Source organism: Candidatus Eisenbacteria bacterium (genome assembly GCA_018831195.1).
Taxonomy (GTDB): domain Bacteria; phylum Eisenbacteria; class RBG-16-71-46; order CAIMUX01; family JAHJDP01; genus JAHJDP01.
In genome coordinates, this window is sequence record JAHJDP010000042.1 from 1 (window position 1) to 15,559 (window position 15,559).

At 56.8% G+C, this 15,559-nt stretch carries 13 protein-coding genes; 4 read left to right on the forward strand and 9 right to left on the reverse strand.

Annotation, left to right across the window (positions count from 1 at the left end; translation table 11 throughout):
• Window positions 1-255: 255 nt before the first annotated feature.
• The 6 genes from KJ970_08230 to KJ970_08255 all read right to left on the reverse strand — a co-directional run bounded on the left by KJ970_08230 (window position 256) and on the right by KJ970_08255 (window position 6,588).
• Window positions 256-639, reverse strand: a complete 384-nt coding sequence (locus KJ970_08230) for an Hpt domain-containing protein (GenBank protein MBU2690901.1) — start codon at window positions 637-639, stop codon at window positions 256-258.
• A 43-nt stretch (window positions 640-682) separates the two neighbouring features.
• A complete protein-coding gene (locus tag KJ970_08235; protein MBU2690902.1) occupies window positions 683-2,227 on the reverse strand; it encodes an SLC13 family permease in 1,545 nt (514 codons plus the stop codon).
• 30 nt (window positions 2,228-2,257) lie between these two features.
• A complete protein-coding gene (locus KJ970_08240; GenBank protein ID MBU2690903.1) occupies window positions 2,258-4,312 on the reverse strand; it encodes a tetratricopeptide repeat protein in 2,055 nt (684 codons plus the stop codon).
• Between the two features lie 79 nt (window positions 4,313-4,391).
• Window positions 4,392-4,976, reverse strand: coding sequence for a hypothetical protein (locus KJ970_08245; GenBank protein MBU2690904.1), 585 nt, complete (start codon window positions 4,974-4,976; stop codon window positions 4,392-4,394).
• A gap of 97 nt (window positions 4,977-5,073) precedes the next feature.
• Window positions 5,074-6,009, reverse strand: coding sequence for a zf-HC2 domain-containing protein (locus KJ970_08250; GenBank protein ID MBU2690905.1), 936 nt, complete (start codon window positions 6,007-6,009; stop codon window positions 5,074-5,076).
• A 6-nt stretch (window positions 6,010-6,015) separates the two neighbouring features.
• Window positions 6,016-6,588, reverse strand: a complete 573-nt coding sequence (locus KJ970_08255; GenBank protein ID MBU2690906.1) for a sigma-70 family RNA polymerase sigma factor — start codon at window positions 6,586-6,588, stop codon at window positions 6,016-6,018.
• Window positions 6,589-6,920: 332 nt separating this feature from the next.
• Between KJ970_08255 and KJ970_08260 the strand changes: the two genes are divergently transcribed.
• Window positions 6,921-7,703, forward strand: coding sequence for a hypothetical protein (locus tag KJ970_08260; GenBank protein ID MBU2690907.1), 783 nt, complete (start codon window positions 6,921-6,923; stop codon window positions 7,701-7,703).
• Between the two features lie 54 nt (window positions 7,704-7,757).
• On the opposite strand, the gene KJ970_08265 is transcribed toward KJ970_08260, so the two are convergent.
• Complete coding sequence (locus KJ970_08265) at window positions 7,758-9,167, reverse strand: sigma-54 dependent transcriptional regulator (GenBank protein ID MBU2690908.1); 1,410 nt, start codon at window positions 9,165-9,167, stop codon at window positions 7,758-7,760.
• The gene (locus KJ970_08270; GenBank protein MBU2690909.1) at window positions 9,164-10,825 is read right to left on the reverse strand and encodes a HAMP domain-containing histidine kinase; all 1,662 of its coding nucleotides are present in this window, start codon (window positions 10,823-10,825) and stop codon (window positions 9,164-9,166) included. The genes KJ970_08265 and KJ970_08270 overlap by 4 nt, the downstream gene beginning before the upstream one ends.
• A 444-nt stretch (window positions 10,826-11,269) precedes the next feature.
• Here KJ970_08270 and KJ970_08275 point away from each other — a divergent pair, with 444 nt between their 5' ends.
• Together KJ970_08275 and KJ970_08280 are read left to right on the forward strand one after the other, a co-directional pair.
• The gene (locus KJ970_08275) at window positions 11,270-11,512 is read left to right on the forward strand and encodes an Arc family DNA-binding protein (protein ID MBU2690910.1); all 243 of its coding nucleotides are present in this window, start codon (window positions 11,270-11,272) and stop codon (window positions 11,510-11,512) included.
• Window positions 11,509-11,919, forward strand: a complete 411-nt coding sequence (locus KJ970_08280; GenBank protein MBU2690911.1) for a type II toxin-antitoxin system VapC family toxin — start codon at window positions 11,509-11,511, stop codon at window positions 11,917-11,919. The genes KJ970_08275 and KJ970_08280 overlap by 4 nt, the downstream gene beginning before the upstream one ends.
• Here KJ970_08280 and clpB read toward each other — a convergent pair whose 3' ends face one another.
• The gene (gene clpB / locus KJ970_08285; protein ID MBU2690912.1) at window positions 11,920-14,580 is read right to left on the reverse strand and encodes an ATP-dependent chaperone ClpB; all 2,661 of its coding nucleotides are present in this window, start codon (window positions 14,578-14,580) and stop codon (window positions 11,920-11,922) included. It abuts the gene before it with no gap.
• A 290-nt stretch (window positions 14,581-14,870) separates the two neighbouring features.
• On the opposite strand from clpB, the gene KJ970_08290 reads away from it, so the two are divergent.
• Window positions 14,871-15,551, forward strand: coding sequence for a porin family protein (locus KJ970_08290; protein ID MBU2690913.1), 681 nt, complete (start codon window positions 14,871-14,873; stop codon window positions 15,549-15,551).
• Window positions 15,552-15,559: the final 8 nt, after the last annotated feature.

Sequence of the window (15,559 nt, forward strand, 5' to 3'; positions counted from 1 at the left end):
AAGTCTCGATGTGATTCAGCCAATACTGCTGCTTCTCGGTGAGCTTCTTCGTTTCTTGTTGGGACATGACTGTCCTCCTCTCTGAGAACAGTCTCCGGAGAATTTAAAGGGATGACAAGATGGGGTTTATTGATCGCTTACAAGAATGGGGCGGTTGTATGAGGTGCGGTCGTGGCGGGCCGCCTGGAAAAAAGCGATAGCCTGCAGCACGCCCCCTGAGAAAAACCAGAGGCCGGCGTTTTCCCTTCGAAAAATTTAGGCGGCTCTTTGTCGGATCTCTTGATATGTCTCTTCGAGTTCGATGAGCAGAGGTTCGATATGAATCACATCCTCAGCGAGAGCGGCCTGCTCAATCTGTGAGCCAAGCTCTCCGACACGGTCATAACCGAACATACCCGCCGAACCTTTGAGACTGTGCGATGTCCGGCGAATTGAAATGAGATCCCCACCGTCGAGGTCATGCTTCATCTGATCCAATGAGGACCGGATTTGCACAAGGTACTCCTCCTGCATTTCCCGATACTCATCACCCAGAACATCTTCAATATTCATGGTATCCCCCGATGTCCCACAATAACTGGACAAACTTCCCCAAAAGCCGGAGGCGATCTCCCCACCGTCCCAGCTCTTGTAACTCATCGTCCGGGTGGGTTCCGAAGTTAACCCCTTGTCAACATTCCGATCAGGGCGCCGGGGGCGGGGTGGAGGCCCAAGCGGGAAGCCCAAGGGAGCCCATATCGAGGGCCAGCCGACCGAGGGTCAGGACGAGCGCCACAATTATAAGGGCTGTGATCAGGTTCAGGATGAGACCGGTCCGCGCCATGCGGGGGATCGTTAACCACCCGCTGCCAAAGACGATAGCATTGGGGGGCGTGGCGACCGGGAGCATGAAGGCGCAGGATGCGGCCAGCGCCGCCGGGAGCATCAGGAGATAGGGATGCAGGTGGGCGCCTTTGGCCGCCGAGGCCAAAACCGGCATAAGGAGGGTTGTTGTGGCCGTATTCGATGTGACCTCGGTCAAAAATGTGGTGAGAAGGCTGGTGGCGAGCACCAGAAACGGCGTCGCTACGCCGGTGAGCTGAGCTAATTGGGCGCCAAGCCACCCGTCGAGACCGGTCTGCCTGAAACCGGCCGCCAGGGCGAAGCCGCCGCCGAAGAGGATCAGGATCCCCCAGGGGACCCGGCCCACGGCCTCTTGCCACTGCAGCACCGGCCGCCGGCTTTTGGAACCGGGTGGCCGGACCGGGAGGATAAAAAGAAGGAGCGCCATGGTCACTGCCACGGTGGCATCATGAATCCCTGCCTGCCATGGGAAGAGGGTTGACCAGCCGGGCAGGGTCAGGCTCCCCAGTTCGATGGGGCGGCGCGTCATCCAAAGGAGGGCGGTTGTGGCAAAAACGGTGAGCACGACCTTCTCCGCTCCCGTCATCGGTCCGAGCTTCCGACGCTCTTCACGGACCTGGCGGGCCGCTTCGCCCGGATGGAGTTGTCCCTTTGGTAAAGTGCCGCCGAATCGCCAAATGACCCAGGCGGCCGCGGGCATGGCCACGAGCACGAAGGGGACTCCGATGATCATCCACTGCATGAAACTGATTTCAGGCGCTTCGGGGAAAAGTTTATTTGTTAAACCAGTGAAGACGATATTCGGGGGCGTGCCGATGAGGGTGCCGACGCCGCCGATGCTGGCGGCATAGGCTATCCCCAACATGATAATGCATCCCAGCTCCCGTTTGAGACTCTCCCGGTTGTGGCCCTCGGGTGAAGCATCGGCGAGATGGGTCACGACGGCGATGGCGATGGGAACCATCATGAGCGCGGTTGCCGTGTTGGAAATCCACATCGAGAGAAGAGCGGTGGAGGTCATGAAACCGATGAGCAGCCTTCCGGGGCTGGCACCGATCCATGAGATCGTGAGAATGGCGATCCGGCGGTGAAGATTCCAGCGCTCGATAGCGGAGGCGATCAGGAATCCGCCAAGGAAGAGAAAGACAAGTTGGTCGCCGTAGGACGGCGCGACCTGTTTGCTCGGCATGATACCGAGAAGCGGGAAGAGGGCCAAAGGGAGCAGCGCCGTTGCGGGGATCGGGATGGCTTCGGTGATCCACCAAACAGCCATGAGAATCGCGACCGCGGCCATCTTTCGCTGCTCGGGCGTGATAGCCCCGCCGGGTATAACGATGGGAATGGCGGCGATGATCAGACCGAGAATCAAGGACTTACGTTTCATCGCGATTCCTCTCTGTTGCTATGGTTGCTTCTATTTGTTCTCCGCCGGTTTGGTCGCCAAATAAGACCTGAGGAGTTTGGCCTGCTCGTGAGATGGATCTATTGTTAAAAGACGGTCGATGTAAACAAGGGCCTCTTCGGGACGATTCATCCGCGTGCCGACTAGAACGCCGAGATTCCAGAGAGCGTCGACGTTACGGGGATGCTGCGCCAAAACGCGGATGAGGACCTCCCGCGCGGGTTCGAACCGCCCGATCTGCGCCATGAGCCGGCCTTGATTGACACCGGCCTCAACAAGGCTGGGGTCGATTTCGTAGGCGCGCCGGTGCGCGTCGATCGCCGCATCATAATCACCCCGGGATTCCAGGATCCGGCCGAGATTACGAAGAGCCGGGGCGTAATCAGGATCGAGGACGAGGGCGGATCGGATCATCTCCTCGCCCTCATCAATCCGTCCCAGCTCCAGAAGGCAGACCCCGAGATTGTTCCTGAAGAGGACGCCACGCGGGCCGAGTTCAACCGCCTTGCGGTACTCCTCGGCCGCCTCGCCGAAGTGTCTCTGCTGCTTATACACCGATGCGATCGCCGCATGCTGGTTGGCGAAAAAATCACTAGGCTTATACATTGGAATATGAACCAGGGCCGTTCCCGCAAGGAGCCCGCCGATGAGAAGAACGGGGCGGGGACGGGGAAGATCCGATGAACGCCATGGTCCCGGAATAATCTGAAGCAGGCTCGCCACGGCGATTCCCGAGAAGATGAGCAGGAAGGGAACCGCCGGCAGCCGGTAACGGGCCGTGATAAAGAAGGGCAGAAGCGTCAGAAGATACCCGAGGACGAAAAGGGCGGGGATCGCCAGCCGCCGCCGCATCGGCCAGGCGATCAAGAGCCCGGCGATGGCGAAGGGGATCAGCGTCCCGAACCGGAAGGGCGTCCAGCGCAGCACCGGTGAATACCGCTCAAAGAAGTTCAGATCGAAGTGGTTGGGGATCTCATAAGCGTTCCAAAAGAGAAGAAACTTGCGTCCCAGCAGAATGATGTCACGGCCCGGCTCCTTTGCGATAAAAGCAAGGCCGTGCCGAAACCAGTAGGTGGAAACCTCGCTTGGTTTGAGGCGCCGGCCGGCGGCCTTCTCGGCCAGCAGGGTCGAGGCCTGCTCGAGGTCGGATTCCATGGCCGGATCGACGCTGAATATCCCCTCGGCCGTTTCGTTATTGCCAATGTAAAAGTTGATCCCGCCGTTGGAGGTGGTCAAGACAAGATCCCCGCCGACGATGAGGTTTCGAAGGGTGACGGGGAGGACGACGACAAGAACAGCGGCGGTGAGACTCATGGCGGGACGTAGCGCCGCGCGCCACGGCCGGCCCGATTGCCATTTCCATCCGGCCAGCAGAAAAGGAATGACACCGAGGATATTCGGTTTGCCGAGCACGGCGAAACCCAGAAGGAGGCCGGATAGGGCCGGCAGAAGGGTTTCCGGTCTTTTGGAGGGTCCGCGTTCGGCGGAAATGACGAGGAGCAGAAGCGCCGCGGTCAGACAGGTGAGAACCAATGTAATTTCGAGCATCTCGCCCGAGAAGAAAAGGAAGGCCTGATAGAAACCGGCGAAAATCGCCGTAATCCATGCCGTCGTCGATCCCAGCAGCCGCCGGGTGAGGATCCACAGAAGCAGAACCGTCATCGAATCGATCAAGCCCTGCGCGACGTAGAGCCCGAAAATGCTGCTCCCGTTGATGAGATAGTTCAGCGCCATGAAGAAGGGATAGAGTGGGCTCGAGTGAAAATAGACTCCCCTGCCCAGCAGGTCGCCGCCCAGGATCTCTCCCGCGCGAATGTGATAGAGAAGCGGGTCGGCAGTGGGATTGAGAAAGGTGGGGTTGTCCCTGATCTGGAGCAGGTAGATCCATCGTACGAAGAACGCCGCGGCAATAAAAATGATGAGGAACAGCTTTTCCCGGTTCATAAAGCCTGATAATTTCGGCGCCGATTCCTTCTTTTGCGGACCCTTTGTTTTCCTGGCCATCGCTGCCTGTTCCTCCCGATCCTCCAGCGTCTCCTGGAGATGATAGGACAGGAATTTTCCCAACTCAAATCGTGGAATAAAAAAACCGCGGGGCCCTCGGACCCCGCGGTTATGATGGCGACGTTGAATTCCGCCGGTCGATCTAATTCTTCGAATCGAGTTTCTGGCGCTCCTTGATCCCTTGGTAGAGCAGATAAACTCCCAGGGCCATCGGAAGGACCGGCCACCAATCCTCCAGCCAATCAAGCGAGATCTCGAAGACGGAGTTGAGGAATAGGATGAATCCGACAAGAAGGAGAAGGGCGCCGCCGACCATCGAACCGCCCGCACCCGCCTTAATCTTCTGATCTCTCAGTGGATCGGGACCCATTCCCGCTAAGGCTTCATTGTAAAAGGAAGCAAGCCGGACCGCGTCGACAACGTTATACAGCCAGTAGAACGAGAGGAAAATTCCCAGTAATGGGCTGAGCGCTCCCACGTCGTTGGCGAGCAAGGTAATTGTGGCCGAGACCACAATGATATTGATGAAGCCGCGCTGGTAGTATCCGACATAAACCTGTCCCAGTCCCGGAAGCATGGAGAGAAAGCCGGCCAGCGCCGCCGATTTCCGACGCGCGGGCGGCAGGTGCACGGGGGCGGGTGCGCCTTGAGGCAGGGGTGGGGCTTGCCGCGCTTGGCCGGGCGGGCTGAAGTTCGGATCCGGTGTGCCGTCTTGATATGAACTCATGTCATCCTCCTTTGAAACCGCTTGATCGCCTCTGAAATGTCTTCTCGCCGGGCCGATCATTTATCTTTCTGATACCCTCATGACGCAAACCTGATAGTTAAGGTTCGGTGCTTTCTTCTTTATCTTTTTCAATACCCTTCCAGCGCTGCGATATCGTCTTCTTCATCTCGGTGATATGCTGCCAGGTTTCGATGAAGTTTCCTTTTATAACCGATACCCCGGCCTTACCGGCGTAAGATCCTCCAATCGACGCCGTGTCGAGGAGTTTGTCGCCGGTTTCTACAAAAGCATCCCAGAGATTTCCGGTCTCTTTTGCAAGCGGAACGCCGGTCCGCTCCCAGACACTTCCGCCGAAATCCGCGATACGGCCGCGGGCCGGTTCATTGGCCTGCCAAGCCTGCGAAACCGACTCAATGGGATTTGTCCCGGCCCGTGCCGCCGGATCCGAGTTGCCTTCGAATGGGAAACCGAAAATATTAAAAAGAATAAACAGGATCATTGCAAAAGAGTAAGCCACTTCCAGCGGGAAACGAGGACGCCGGATCTGACGGGACCACCAGCCGGAGACGGCGCCGGTGACAGTGCCGGTGACCCGGCTCTTCAAGCTGGGTTTGTAGATGGTGCGATCGAGGACATCCATGACAAACCGCGAATCCGGTTGGATCTCCGCCATCGAACGGAGATCTTCGGAAAGATTCGCTAAGATGTTCTTGAGCAGAGTGCAATTGTCGCAGCGTTCGAGGTGGTGCGCCACCAATTCCTCGTTCGTTGGATCCAGATTTCCCTCAATGTGATCGCAAAGAAGTTCTTCGAGACGGCGGCAGGGGGAACCGGTCGTCTGTTCGAGAATCGCGCCGGTCAGCTCGGCCTGGGTTTCATCCGACAGCAAATCGGGCTCAGTTTTGAAAAGCCTGTAGACTTCACGGCAGTGCTCACACTCCACCATGTGTTCGCGGGCGGCCTGATCTTCCGCGTGAGACAATCTGTCTCCGAGCAGTCGATCGAGGATCTTTTCAAATGCCGCGCAATCCATGACGAATCAGTCTCCGGTCCCTTCTGTGTTTCTGCCGGCCATCTCGAGCACCTGCCGCGCCAGTTGAATCCGGGCACGGTTGGAACGTGACTTCACTGTGCCGATCGGCAACTTCAACATTTTGGAGATCTCTTCCAAACTCAAGCCTTGAATCTCCTTCAGAACAATGATCTCCCGGTTGATCTCGCTCAGCTTTCGAAGGGCGGTATGCACCAGCTTCTTTCTCGAGCTGAGTTGAAATTCCTCCGCGGGGTCCAGTGTGTCTGCTTGTAAGTGCGTCATCTCATCCACCGGAACGCCGCTCATGGGCGGGCGGGCCTTTCTGCGCCGCAGGCGGTCGATGCACATGTTCCGGGCGACCCGGAGCATCCACGGCACGAAGGTCTTCTCATTCGTGCAACTGTCCAGCCGGTTGTATATGCGGATGAAGATGTCTTGTGCCAGATCCCGCGCTTCTTCGGCGTTGCCGATATAATGATAGGCGAGTCCGTATATCCGGCCCTGGAAGCGTGTCACCAACAGCTCCCAGGCGAGAGCATCTCCTTTCCGGCATTGGCCGACTAATGTGGTTATGTCCATCAACCTCTCACCCTGTTCGCTGACCCTTCTGCAACTCCCCACATTCGATAAGACAAGACGCAAAGGGACTTGTCCAGGTTCCGTTGCGGGGAAGGATACGATCAGCTTATCCCAAATCCGGCGGAGCGATGCCTTGTAATCTATTGTTTTGCAATGGGATGCCCATTATATCGCTCTGGGGTTAAAAATATGGGCCGGTTGATGTGGACGCTGTGCCACGGGAGAAAATCAAGGTAGAATCCGGCCTGAGATGTTCATCGACGATCGGGGGTCTCCGGTCAAAGGTCATGGGTTCCCGGCTGGGAGTTCCCTGGGATGACGAGGAGGAGAAGATGATTCGTAAGATTCTGAAATCTGCTGTTTTTGTTGCCATGCTATGCGGTCTGCTGAGTCTTGACGCCCCCGGATGGATTTTTGGTGGAATGCCAAAGATTCAGGCCGAGAACCCCCTCATTACGGATGGTGATTTTGAATCGAATGCCGACGGCCAGCAATTGCGGGCAAAGGAAAAGTGGGGGTGGTGTGAGAGCCGCCGGAACGGCAATGGCCGGATGCTGCTGAAATGTTCAAAGAAGAAGGTTTTTGGGAATGCTACAACCAAAGCCATGATCAAGGGTGATCCGGAATACAATACCTACATGACGCAGCGGCTGGGCGAATCACAGACGGGTGAATTCGCCCTTCAGTGGGATATCTGTGTCAGGGAAATATTGCCTCAGTACAACCGGTCGGCCTTTCAAATTATCGGAGACGCTTCGGCCAAGGGCAAAGGACCCAATGCGGTGGGCAAGGAGCGGTTCGTCTTTTTAGGGTTCGAAAATGCCGAGACGCCGGGCAAGATCAATTTGGTGGCCTTCGAGGGCGGGAAGGAGTGGGACAAGAAAACCCTGGTCGCGCCCGGTCTGGATCTCAAGACATGGTACACGGTTTCTGTGAAGGTCGACGTTTCCAAGAAACGCTACACGGTCTCTGTTCCCGGTGTGATGGATACTCCGGTTGAAATGGAAGCGTACAAGGTTAAAAAGGGTCCCCCGAAGAAATTGACCCATATCAGTTTTGCCTCTTGGAATGATGGGCCGGGAACATTTTACATTGATAACGTCCGGCAGCCATAAGCAGCCGCGACAGTCTTAATAGAATCTGAAACGGCCTTGGGGATTGGTGAATTGCTACTCATCCCCAAGGCCGAATTTTTGCGCCCGGTAACGCATCGTCTTGTAGGAGATGCCGAGCCGGCGGGCCGCCTCGCTGAGATTGCCGTTGGATCTGTGGATGGCTTCCCGCAGAAGCTGTTCTTCGAGATCGGTGAGTGAGATCGGGCCTTGATCGAGCAGTCGTCCCGGCTCAAGCGGGAGGGATCCGGCGGGCCGGTTCGATTCTAGCGGGGCCGGCGGCTGATGTTTTCGGACGGAAGGAGGCAGGTCCTCCAAACCCAGGGGCTCGCCGTCGGAGAGGGCCACCATCTTCTCCATCATATGCTCGAGTTCCCTGACATTGCCGGGGAAGGGATACCCCTTGAGGTATTGAAGAAGCGATTCGCTTAAGTCGGGGGCTGGGACGCCGGAACGGGCCGCGGCCCGGTTCCGGAAGAGTTCCGCAAGGATAGGTATATCATCTTTTCGATCCCGCAAGGGCGGCAGCAGAAGTTCATGTACATTAAGGCGGTAATAAAGATCTTCCCGGAAGGATCCCTCTTTTACCATTTGCGGGAGATCACGGTTCGTCGCCGCGATGAGCCGCACATCGATCGGACGAAGGGTATGGCCGCCGATGCGCTCCACCGATCTGTCTTCCACGACCCGCAGTAGTTTGGCCTGAAGATTCAACGGCATGGCGCTGATCTCATCGAGAAAAAGGGTTCCGCCGTCGGCTTGTTCAAAACGCCCGATCCGGTCGGCCGTGGCGTGGGTGAAGGATCCCCGCTCATGGCCGAAGAGTTCGCTCTCCGCGATCCCCTCGGGTATGGCCGCGCAATTGACAGGGACAAAAGGACCATCCGCCCTCAAACCGTTATAATGCAGCGCCCGCGCGACAAGTTCCTTGCCCGTCCCGCTTTCACCGGTGATGAGGACATCGCCTTGAAGTTTCGTCAGCTTCTCCAGCCGCCTGAGGCATTCCTGGATCGAGGGCGACCGGCCATAGATTTTCGGCGCGGCCTGTGCGCCGAGCTTCTCGCGCAGCCGTTTGTTCTCGCGAAGCAGGCCGACCCGTTCGGCTACCCGCCTGACGCGCTGGACCAATTCATCTTTGTTAAAGGGTTTTTGAAGATAGTCGAAGGCGCCGCTCTTCATCGCCTCGACGGCCGATGATACGGTGCCGAAGGCCGTCATGAGTATAACAATCAGATCGGGTTTGAGGATCAGCGCCTGTCGCAGGAGTTCGACACCATCCATGCCGGGCATCCGCAGATCGGTGATGAGCAGATCGATGGGTTTCCGGTCCTGCATGATCTTCAGGGCGTCGCCGCCTGAACCCGCCGAGGAGACGGTGTAACCTTCATCCTGCAGGATTTCGCCCAGGATTTGTCTTTGCGCCGTCTCATCATCGACGATGAGAATGTTTAGCGGGATCGTCTTCACGAATCCGGTTCTCCTTCAATCAATGGATGGACATCATTCACGGCCGGATGACGCTCCTGCCGCGCGGGAAGGGTCACGGTCATCCGCGTTCCTCTTCCTGTCTCACTGTCGGCGCGCACCCAGCCGCTGTGATGCTCGGCCACGGAGCGGACGATGCTCAATCCCAATCCGACGCCCCCCGAACGGCCGGAGTAGAAAGGATCCCAAATATGAAGGAGCTCTTCCTGGCTGATGCCGGAACCTTCGTCGATGACCGAGATAACGAGATGATCCTTTTCAATTCCGGCTTGTACAAAGATTTTCTTCCCCTTCGGCGTCGCTTCCAAGGCATTGGAGAGCAGATTGTTCCAGATCATCGGTAAGCGGCCCGGATCAGCTTCGATTTCGATGCCATCGGCGCACTCCAAGCTTAGGGAGATACCCAACGCCTCTGCTTCCGAGCTGAAGAGAGCCACACTCGATCTCAGGCTTTCGCTCACGTTCACTGATTCCAACTGAAGCTCACCGGATCTTGAGAAATCGAGAAAAGCGCCGACCATCTTTTCGAGTCGCGAGATCTCGGAGGTCACCAGGTTGTAGTAGCGGCCGAATTCCTTGGGTTCCCCGCCCCCGGCCCCCGGCCGATCCTGCACACCGCCGGCCTCTATGACTTTGTCGCGCATATGCTGCATCGTCAGGAGGATGGTGTTGAGCGGATTGCGGATTTCGTGCGCGACACCCGCCGCCAAACGTCCGACGGCCGCGAGACGCTCGGCCTCCGCCAGGCGCTTTTCAACCTGCTGCGATTCCTTGAGGCGCCCGACCATCTCATTAAAAGAACCGGTCAATCTTCCGATCTCATCGGATCGCTTTGGGGTGATCAGTTGGTCGAGATCGCCGTCGACCACCCGGCCGAAGGAGGATTGCAGTGCTTTTATTGGACGGGTGAATTGTGCGGCGACCAGAAAGGCCCCCAAAATCCCGAGCCCGAGGATACTGACCAGCCAATAAAGGCCGCGCCATCGTGCTCGGCCGAGGTCTTCCGTCAAGTGGTTCAACGGGTATCTATACTGCAGTGAATAGAAGGCGCTGTCGGAATCGGAAACGTTCAATGGCAGATTGATAATGATGTCATGGCCGCCCTTTCCGCCTCCAGCGGTTTGAGGGGACGAAAGCGCGGGTGCGGCCGTAGCGCTCGAATCGCCGTGCGAGAAGCCAAGCGTGTCGAGTTTAACAATTAGAGTTCTAGGGGATCCCCAATCACCCTTTTTTCCAAGAGCGAGAGAGTCACAAACCGGGCCGGGCACCCAAAGGAGGCGGCGATTCTTTTCATCTGATTTGATGAATCGGTCCCTTCGCAGAATCTTGCGGCTTGTCCCGAGGGTGTCATCCGCCACCCAGGCCAGAATTTTAACCTGAGCAACTGAATCAGCGGCTTGAAAAGCGGCGTCACAGATGAACTCCTCGACGATGGCGTCCAGGTTCGGCAATTCCCGATTCCGGGCCAGTTCATGAACTCTCTGTGCAAAAACGAGGGTCGTTTGATCGAGTCCCGAACTCAATTCTGAAAGGCGGGCCAGAAGAACATGCTGCTCTCTCTGCATCAGCAGGTATTGCAGGACCATGACGGCGATCAGAATGATGACCATCATTGTCGCCAATCTCAGTTTGAGAGTCATGCCGGATGGATCCTTCTTACCCTTGCATGCCAAGGTTCATCGGCCGGGATATCTTCAAGATGGTGACGTGTTTCAAAGACACGTCTTCCGCATTCCATTCGCCGGACATCATCTTATCACCTTTATCTTCGGATGGAATAATCCTGAGCGGTCCGTTCCTCCCGGATTTGATCCGATCCAACAAACCATGGAAATCTCTGCTTCATTTTCATGAAGGGGATAAAAGCAATCCCCATGCCTGGAATTACGCCGTTGTAACGGGTTTATATCATGAGGGTTAGGTGTTGGCGGCATTCTTGGGGATGGGAGTTCTCCTCATATGAGCAGCCCAAATGGGGAGAACCTCCCGAGATAGACATGCAGAGGAACAAGAGGCCGTTCCTTGACCGGTCGCGCCGATGGTGGCAATATGGTTCCATAATGGAACCATAAGAGGAGAGTGCCGTGCCGAATATCACCATTAAGGGTCTTCCCGAAACGCTCTATCAGCGCTTGAAAAACCGAGCCCTCCGCCATCGGAGAAGCCTGAACAGTGAAGTCATCGTCTGTCTTGAACAAGCCGTCAATGTGAGCCCGCTTGATCCAGAAGCCTGGCTTTCCAGCGCTGACCGATCCCGCAAGCGTTTTAACCTTACGCCATTGACGGAGAGTGATCTTAGAAAGGCGAAGGAAAAGGGTAGGCCATGATTGTTGTTGATACGAGTCAATTGGCGTACCTGCTGATAGGTGGGGCGGTAACAAAAGCAGCCCGGCAGGTCTTCCTAATAGACCCTGAATGGGCTGCGCCGATTCTTTGGCGGAGCGAATTCCGAAATCTTCTGGCGCACTATCTTAGAAAGGGTGAGTTGAAACAATCTCAAGCCACAAAGTTACAGGAAAAAGCGGAAGAGCTTTTGGCTGGGAGGGAATATCTGAGCCGATCCGATCAGATTCTCCGTCTCGTTACAGAATCAACACTCTCCGCCTATGACTGTGAGTGTGTCGCCTTGGCAAGGGAATTGCGGGTTCCATTGGTCACATCAGACAAAGCCATCCTTCGCGAATTTCCTGCCATTGCCATGCCACCGGAAGTTTTCGTGCAACGAGGCGCCTGATTACTCATCACCTGACACATCAGCCGCTGCGTCAGCCGCCGCATCTCCCTTCGGCGCTTCCACCAGAACTTTCAGCGCATTGTTCTCGAGATCGATGGTGATCGTGCTGCCGTCTACAACGTCGCCCTTGATGATCTGCCGGCCGATCCGCGTTTCCAGTTCCCGCTGCAGATAACGCTTCAACGGCCGCGCGCCGTAAACCGGGTCGAATCCGGCCCGCGCAACAAACTCCCGCGCCGCATCGGTCAATGTCAAGCTGATCCTTCGATCCTCAAGCCGTTTCCGCAGGGCCGTCATCAGCAGATCGACGATCTGTTTGATCTCATCGAGCGTCAGTGGTTTGAAGAGAATAATATCATCGACGCGGTTCAAAAACTCGGGCCGGAAGGTGGCGCGCAGCGAGCGCATCACCTGATCCCGCGCTGATTCCAGGATCTCACCGGCGTCGGTGACACCCTCCAGTAGAAATTCCGAACCGAGATTCGATGTCATGATGATGACCGTGTTCTTGAAATCGACGGTGCGCCCCTGCGCATCGGTGAGGCGCCCGTCATCGAGGATTTGAAGCAGCACATTGAAGACATCGGTGTGCGCCTTTTCAATCTCGTCGAAAAGGATGACCGCATACGGTTTTCTGCGCACCGATTCGGTCAGCTGCCCACCCTCATCATATCCAACATAACCGGGAGGGGCGCCGACGAGACGGCTGACGGTGTGCCTTTCCATATACTCGCTCATGTCGATGCGGATCATATTATCCTCGCTGTCGAACAACGTTTCAGCGAGGCTGCGCGCCAGCTCGGTTTTCCCGACACCGGTCGGTCCGAGAAAGATAAAGGAACCGATCGGCCGCCGCGGGTCTTTGATACCCGATCGCGCGCGGATCACCGCGTCGGCGATCAGATTCACCGCCTCGTTTTGACCCACAACCCGCTCATGGAGAACCTCGTCCAGTCTCAGCAGCTTTTCGCGTTCACCCTCCATGAGACGGGTGACGGGGATTCCGGTCCATTTGGAGACGATCTCGGCGATCTCTTCCTCGGTCACCTCTTCCCGCAGCAGGCGCTCAGGCCCTTGCGTATCGGTCAGCTTCAGTTCTTCGCCCGCAAGCTTTTGTTGAAGCTCGGGCAAACGTCCATGCTGCAGTTCGCCGGCCTTGTTCAAATCGTAGGCCCGCTTCGCCTCTTCGATTTCATTCCGGACTTTTTTTATCTCTTCGCGCAGCGCCCGGATCTTTTGAATCGCCTCCTTCTCTTGATCCCACTGCGCCTTCATTGTCTTAACCCGGTCTTGCAAGTCGGCCAGCTCCTTCTGCAATGATCCCAGCCGGCTGCGGCTCGCTTTATCTTTCTCTTTCTTTAATGCGGATTCTTCAATTTCGAGCTGCATGACACGGCGTGTCATCTCATCGAGATCCGCCGGCATTGAATCGATCTCGGTGCGGATCATGGCGCACGCCTCATCGACCAGGTCGATCGCCTTATCGGGCAAAAAGCGGTCGCTGATATACCGGTTTGATAGAACAGCGGCCGAGACGAGCGAGTTATCCAATATCTTGACGCCATGATGCACTTGAAAAGATTCCCGCAGGCCGCGGAGAATCGAAATCGTGTCTTCAACGGTCGGCGGTTCGACCAGAACCGGCTGAAAGCGCCGTTCCAGAGCCGCATCTTTCTCGATATGCTTGCGGTATTCATCCAAAGTCGTCGCGCCGACACAGTGGAGTTCGCCGCGGGCGAGCATCGGTTTCAGCATATTCCCGGCGTCCATCGAGCCCTCCGCCTTGCCCGCGCCGACAATATTGTGTAACTCGTCGATGAAGAGGATAATCCGGCCCTCGGAAGATTTGATTTCCTGAAGAACCGCCTTCAGGCGTTCCTCAAACTCCCCGCGGAACTTCGCGCCGGCGACGAGGGAGCCCATATCGAGGGCGAAAATCCTTCTGTCTTTCAGACCCTCCGGCACGTCGCCCCGCACGATGCGCTGCGCCAATCCCTCGGCGATCGCTGTCTTCCCGACGCCGGGTTCGCCGATGAGAACAGGATTATTCTTTGTCTTGCGGGACAGAATCCGGATAATCCGGCGGATCTCCATATCGCGGCCGATCACCGGATCCAGCTTGCCCCGTTCAGCCTCTTGTACAAGATCGCGGCCGTAACGCTTCAGCGCGTCATAGGTCGCTTCGGGATTGTCGCTTTGGATCCGCTGATTCCCGCGGACCGATTGCAGCGCTCCCAGAAATCCGTCGCGGGTCACCTGAAACTGTTGAAAGGCGCGGCCTGCCGCCGTCTCGGTTCCCTCTTCGAGGAATCCAAGGGCAAGATGCTCAACGGAGATATAGTCGTCTTGCAAGCGGCGGGCCTCTTCCTCGGCCCGGAGCAGCAGTTTGTTCAACCGGTGGGTGACCATGACCTTTCCCGGCTCCACGCCGGGCCCGGAAATCCGCGGCCGTCGCGCCAGCGCGGACTCGATCACCGCCCGGAATTCCGGCAGGGGAACATTCATCTTCGCGAGAAGCCTGGGGAGGAGGCCCTCTTCTTGATCGAGCAGAGCGATAAGGAGATGCTCTCCATCCACTTCATGGTGACCCAGCCGGATCGCATGATTCTGCGCCTGCTGTAGGGCTTCCTGCGTTTTCTGCGTCAGACGATTCAGATCCAAAAGACCATCCTCCATGTCTCCCAATCGGAAGGTTGCCATCTCATGATCGAGTCGTGAGATACCAGAAACTTCGATCTCTCGGTTCCCTGTGGGATACCAGAATATTCGATCTCTCTCAATAAGAACACCACAGGAACACATTTCCCGGGCGGGTGTTCCATAATCGGCCTGGGGGTGATGACAAAGCTTTTAAATGGTCCCGCTGCTGGATTATTCTATGCACGGGATTATCCTTCCGAGAGGGTCGGCATGTTCTTCGATCGTGTTTCCATCATAAGGGGGCAAAGCCTATGACCTGCAACCGCTTTCCTGTGGCCCACCCGCGGCTTCAATCAGGCCGCGAAAATTCAAACCGGGCGCGAGGCCTTCTCATCCTAACCATTCTTGGGGTGGTCCTCTTTTCGGCCGGCTCTGCGGAGGTCCTCGCCAGCCCGCTGATCTATGCCTTCGATGCGGGGGGCGGTTTCTTCGTGCCTCTCGATAGCGGGAACCGCAGCGCCTATGGAACAGGAGCCGAGTTCAGCTTCGGTTTCTCACCGATGCTTTCCACATCGGGGACCTGGTTGATGTTTGAAGTCGGATATATGAAATCGGCCGGACACGAGTATTGGAACGATCCGACTTTTGAGATGCCGGAGGATAAGTACTGGCTTGTTCCGATTCGATTAGGAGTGCGCCGGGATGTCCTGGCGGAGTCGACCTCGTTTCCAATCAAGTTCTGTCTCGGGGCCGGCTTCCAAACAATCTTGACCGGTTGGAAGGACGGCTACGGCACATCGTATAAGAGCCCGACCTTCGGTCTGCTTCTGGAGATCCGGCCGGAGCTCACGCTCAGCGGTCCTTGGGGTCTCTGGTTGAGTAACAGAATGACATTCCTCGGCGATGTCACCTACGAGGATAGCGACATTCCCGAGATCAATTACTCGGCCAACTCGTTGCAGATCGGCCTGAGTTACACCGTCCATCGTTAAACCGGGGG

Bases quoted from the DNA above. Each gene is read 5' to 3' on its own strand.
- KJ970_08230 (MBU2690901.1), bottom strand. From the start codon at position 639: ATGAGTTACAAGAGCTGGGACGGTGGGGAGATCGCCTCCGGCTTTTGG.
- KJ970_08235 (MBU2690902.1), bottom strand. From the start codon at position 2,227: ATGAAACGTAAGTCCTTGATTCTCGGTCTGATCATCGCCGCCATTCCC.
- KJ970_08245 (MBU2690904.1), bottom strand. From the start codon at position 4,976: ATGAGTTCATATCAAGACGGCACACCGGATCCGAACTTCAGCCCGCCC.
- KJ970_08250 (MBU2690905.1), bottom strand. From the start codon at position 6,009: ATGGATTGCGCGGCATTTGAAAAGATCCTCGATCGACTGCTCGGAGAC.
- KJ970_08255 (MBU2690906.1), bottom strand. From the start codon at position 6,588: ATGGACATAACCACATTAGTCGGCCAATGCCGGAAAGGAGATGCTCTC.
- KJ970_08260 (MBU2690907.1), top strand. From the start codon at position 6,921: ATGATTCGTAAGATTCTGAAATCTGCTGTTTTTGTTGCCATGCTATGC.
- KJ970_08270 (MBU2690909.1), bottom strand. From the start codon at position 10,825: ATGACTCTCAAACTGAGATTGGCGACAATGATGGTCATCATTCTGATC.
- KJ970_08280 (MBU2690911.1), top strand. From the start codon at position 11,509: ATGATTGTTGTTGATACGAGTCAATTGGCGTACCTGCTGATAGGTGGG.
- KJ970_08290 (MBU2690913.1), top strand. From the start codon at position 14,871: ATGACCTGCAACCGCTTTCCTGTGGCCCACCCGCGGCTTCAATCAGGC.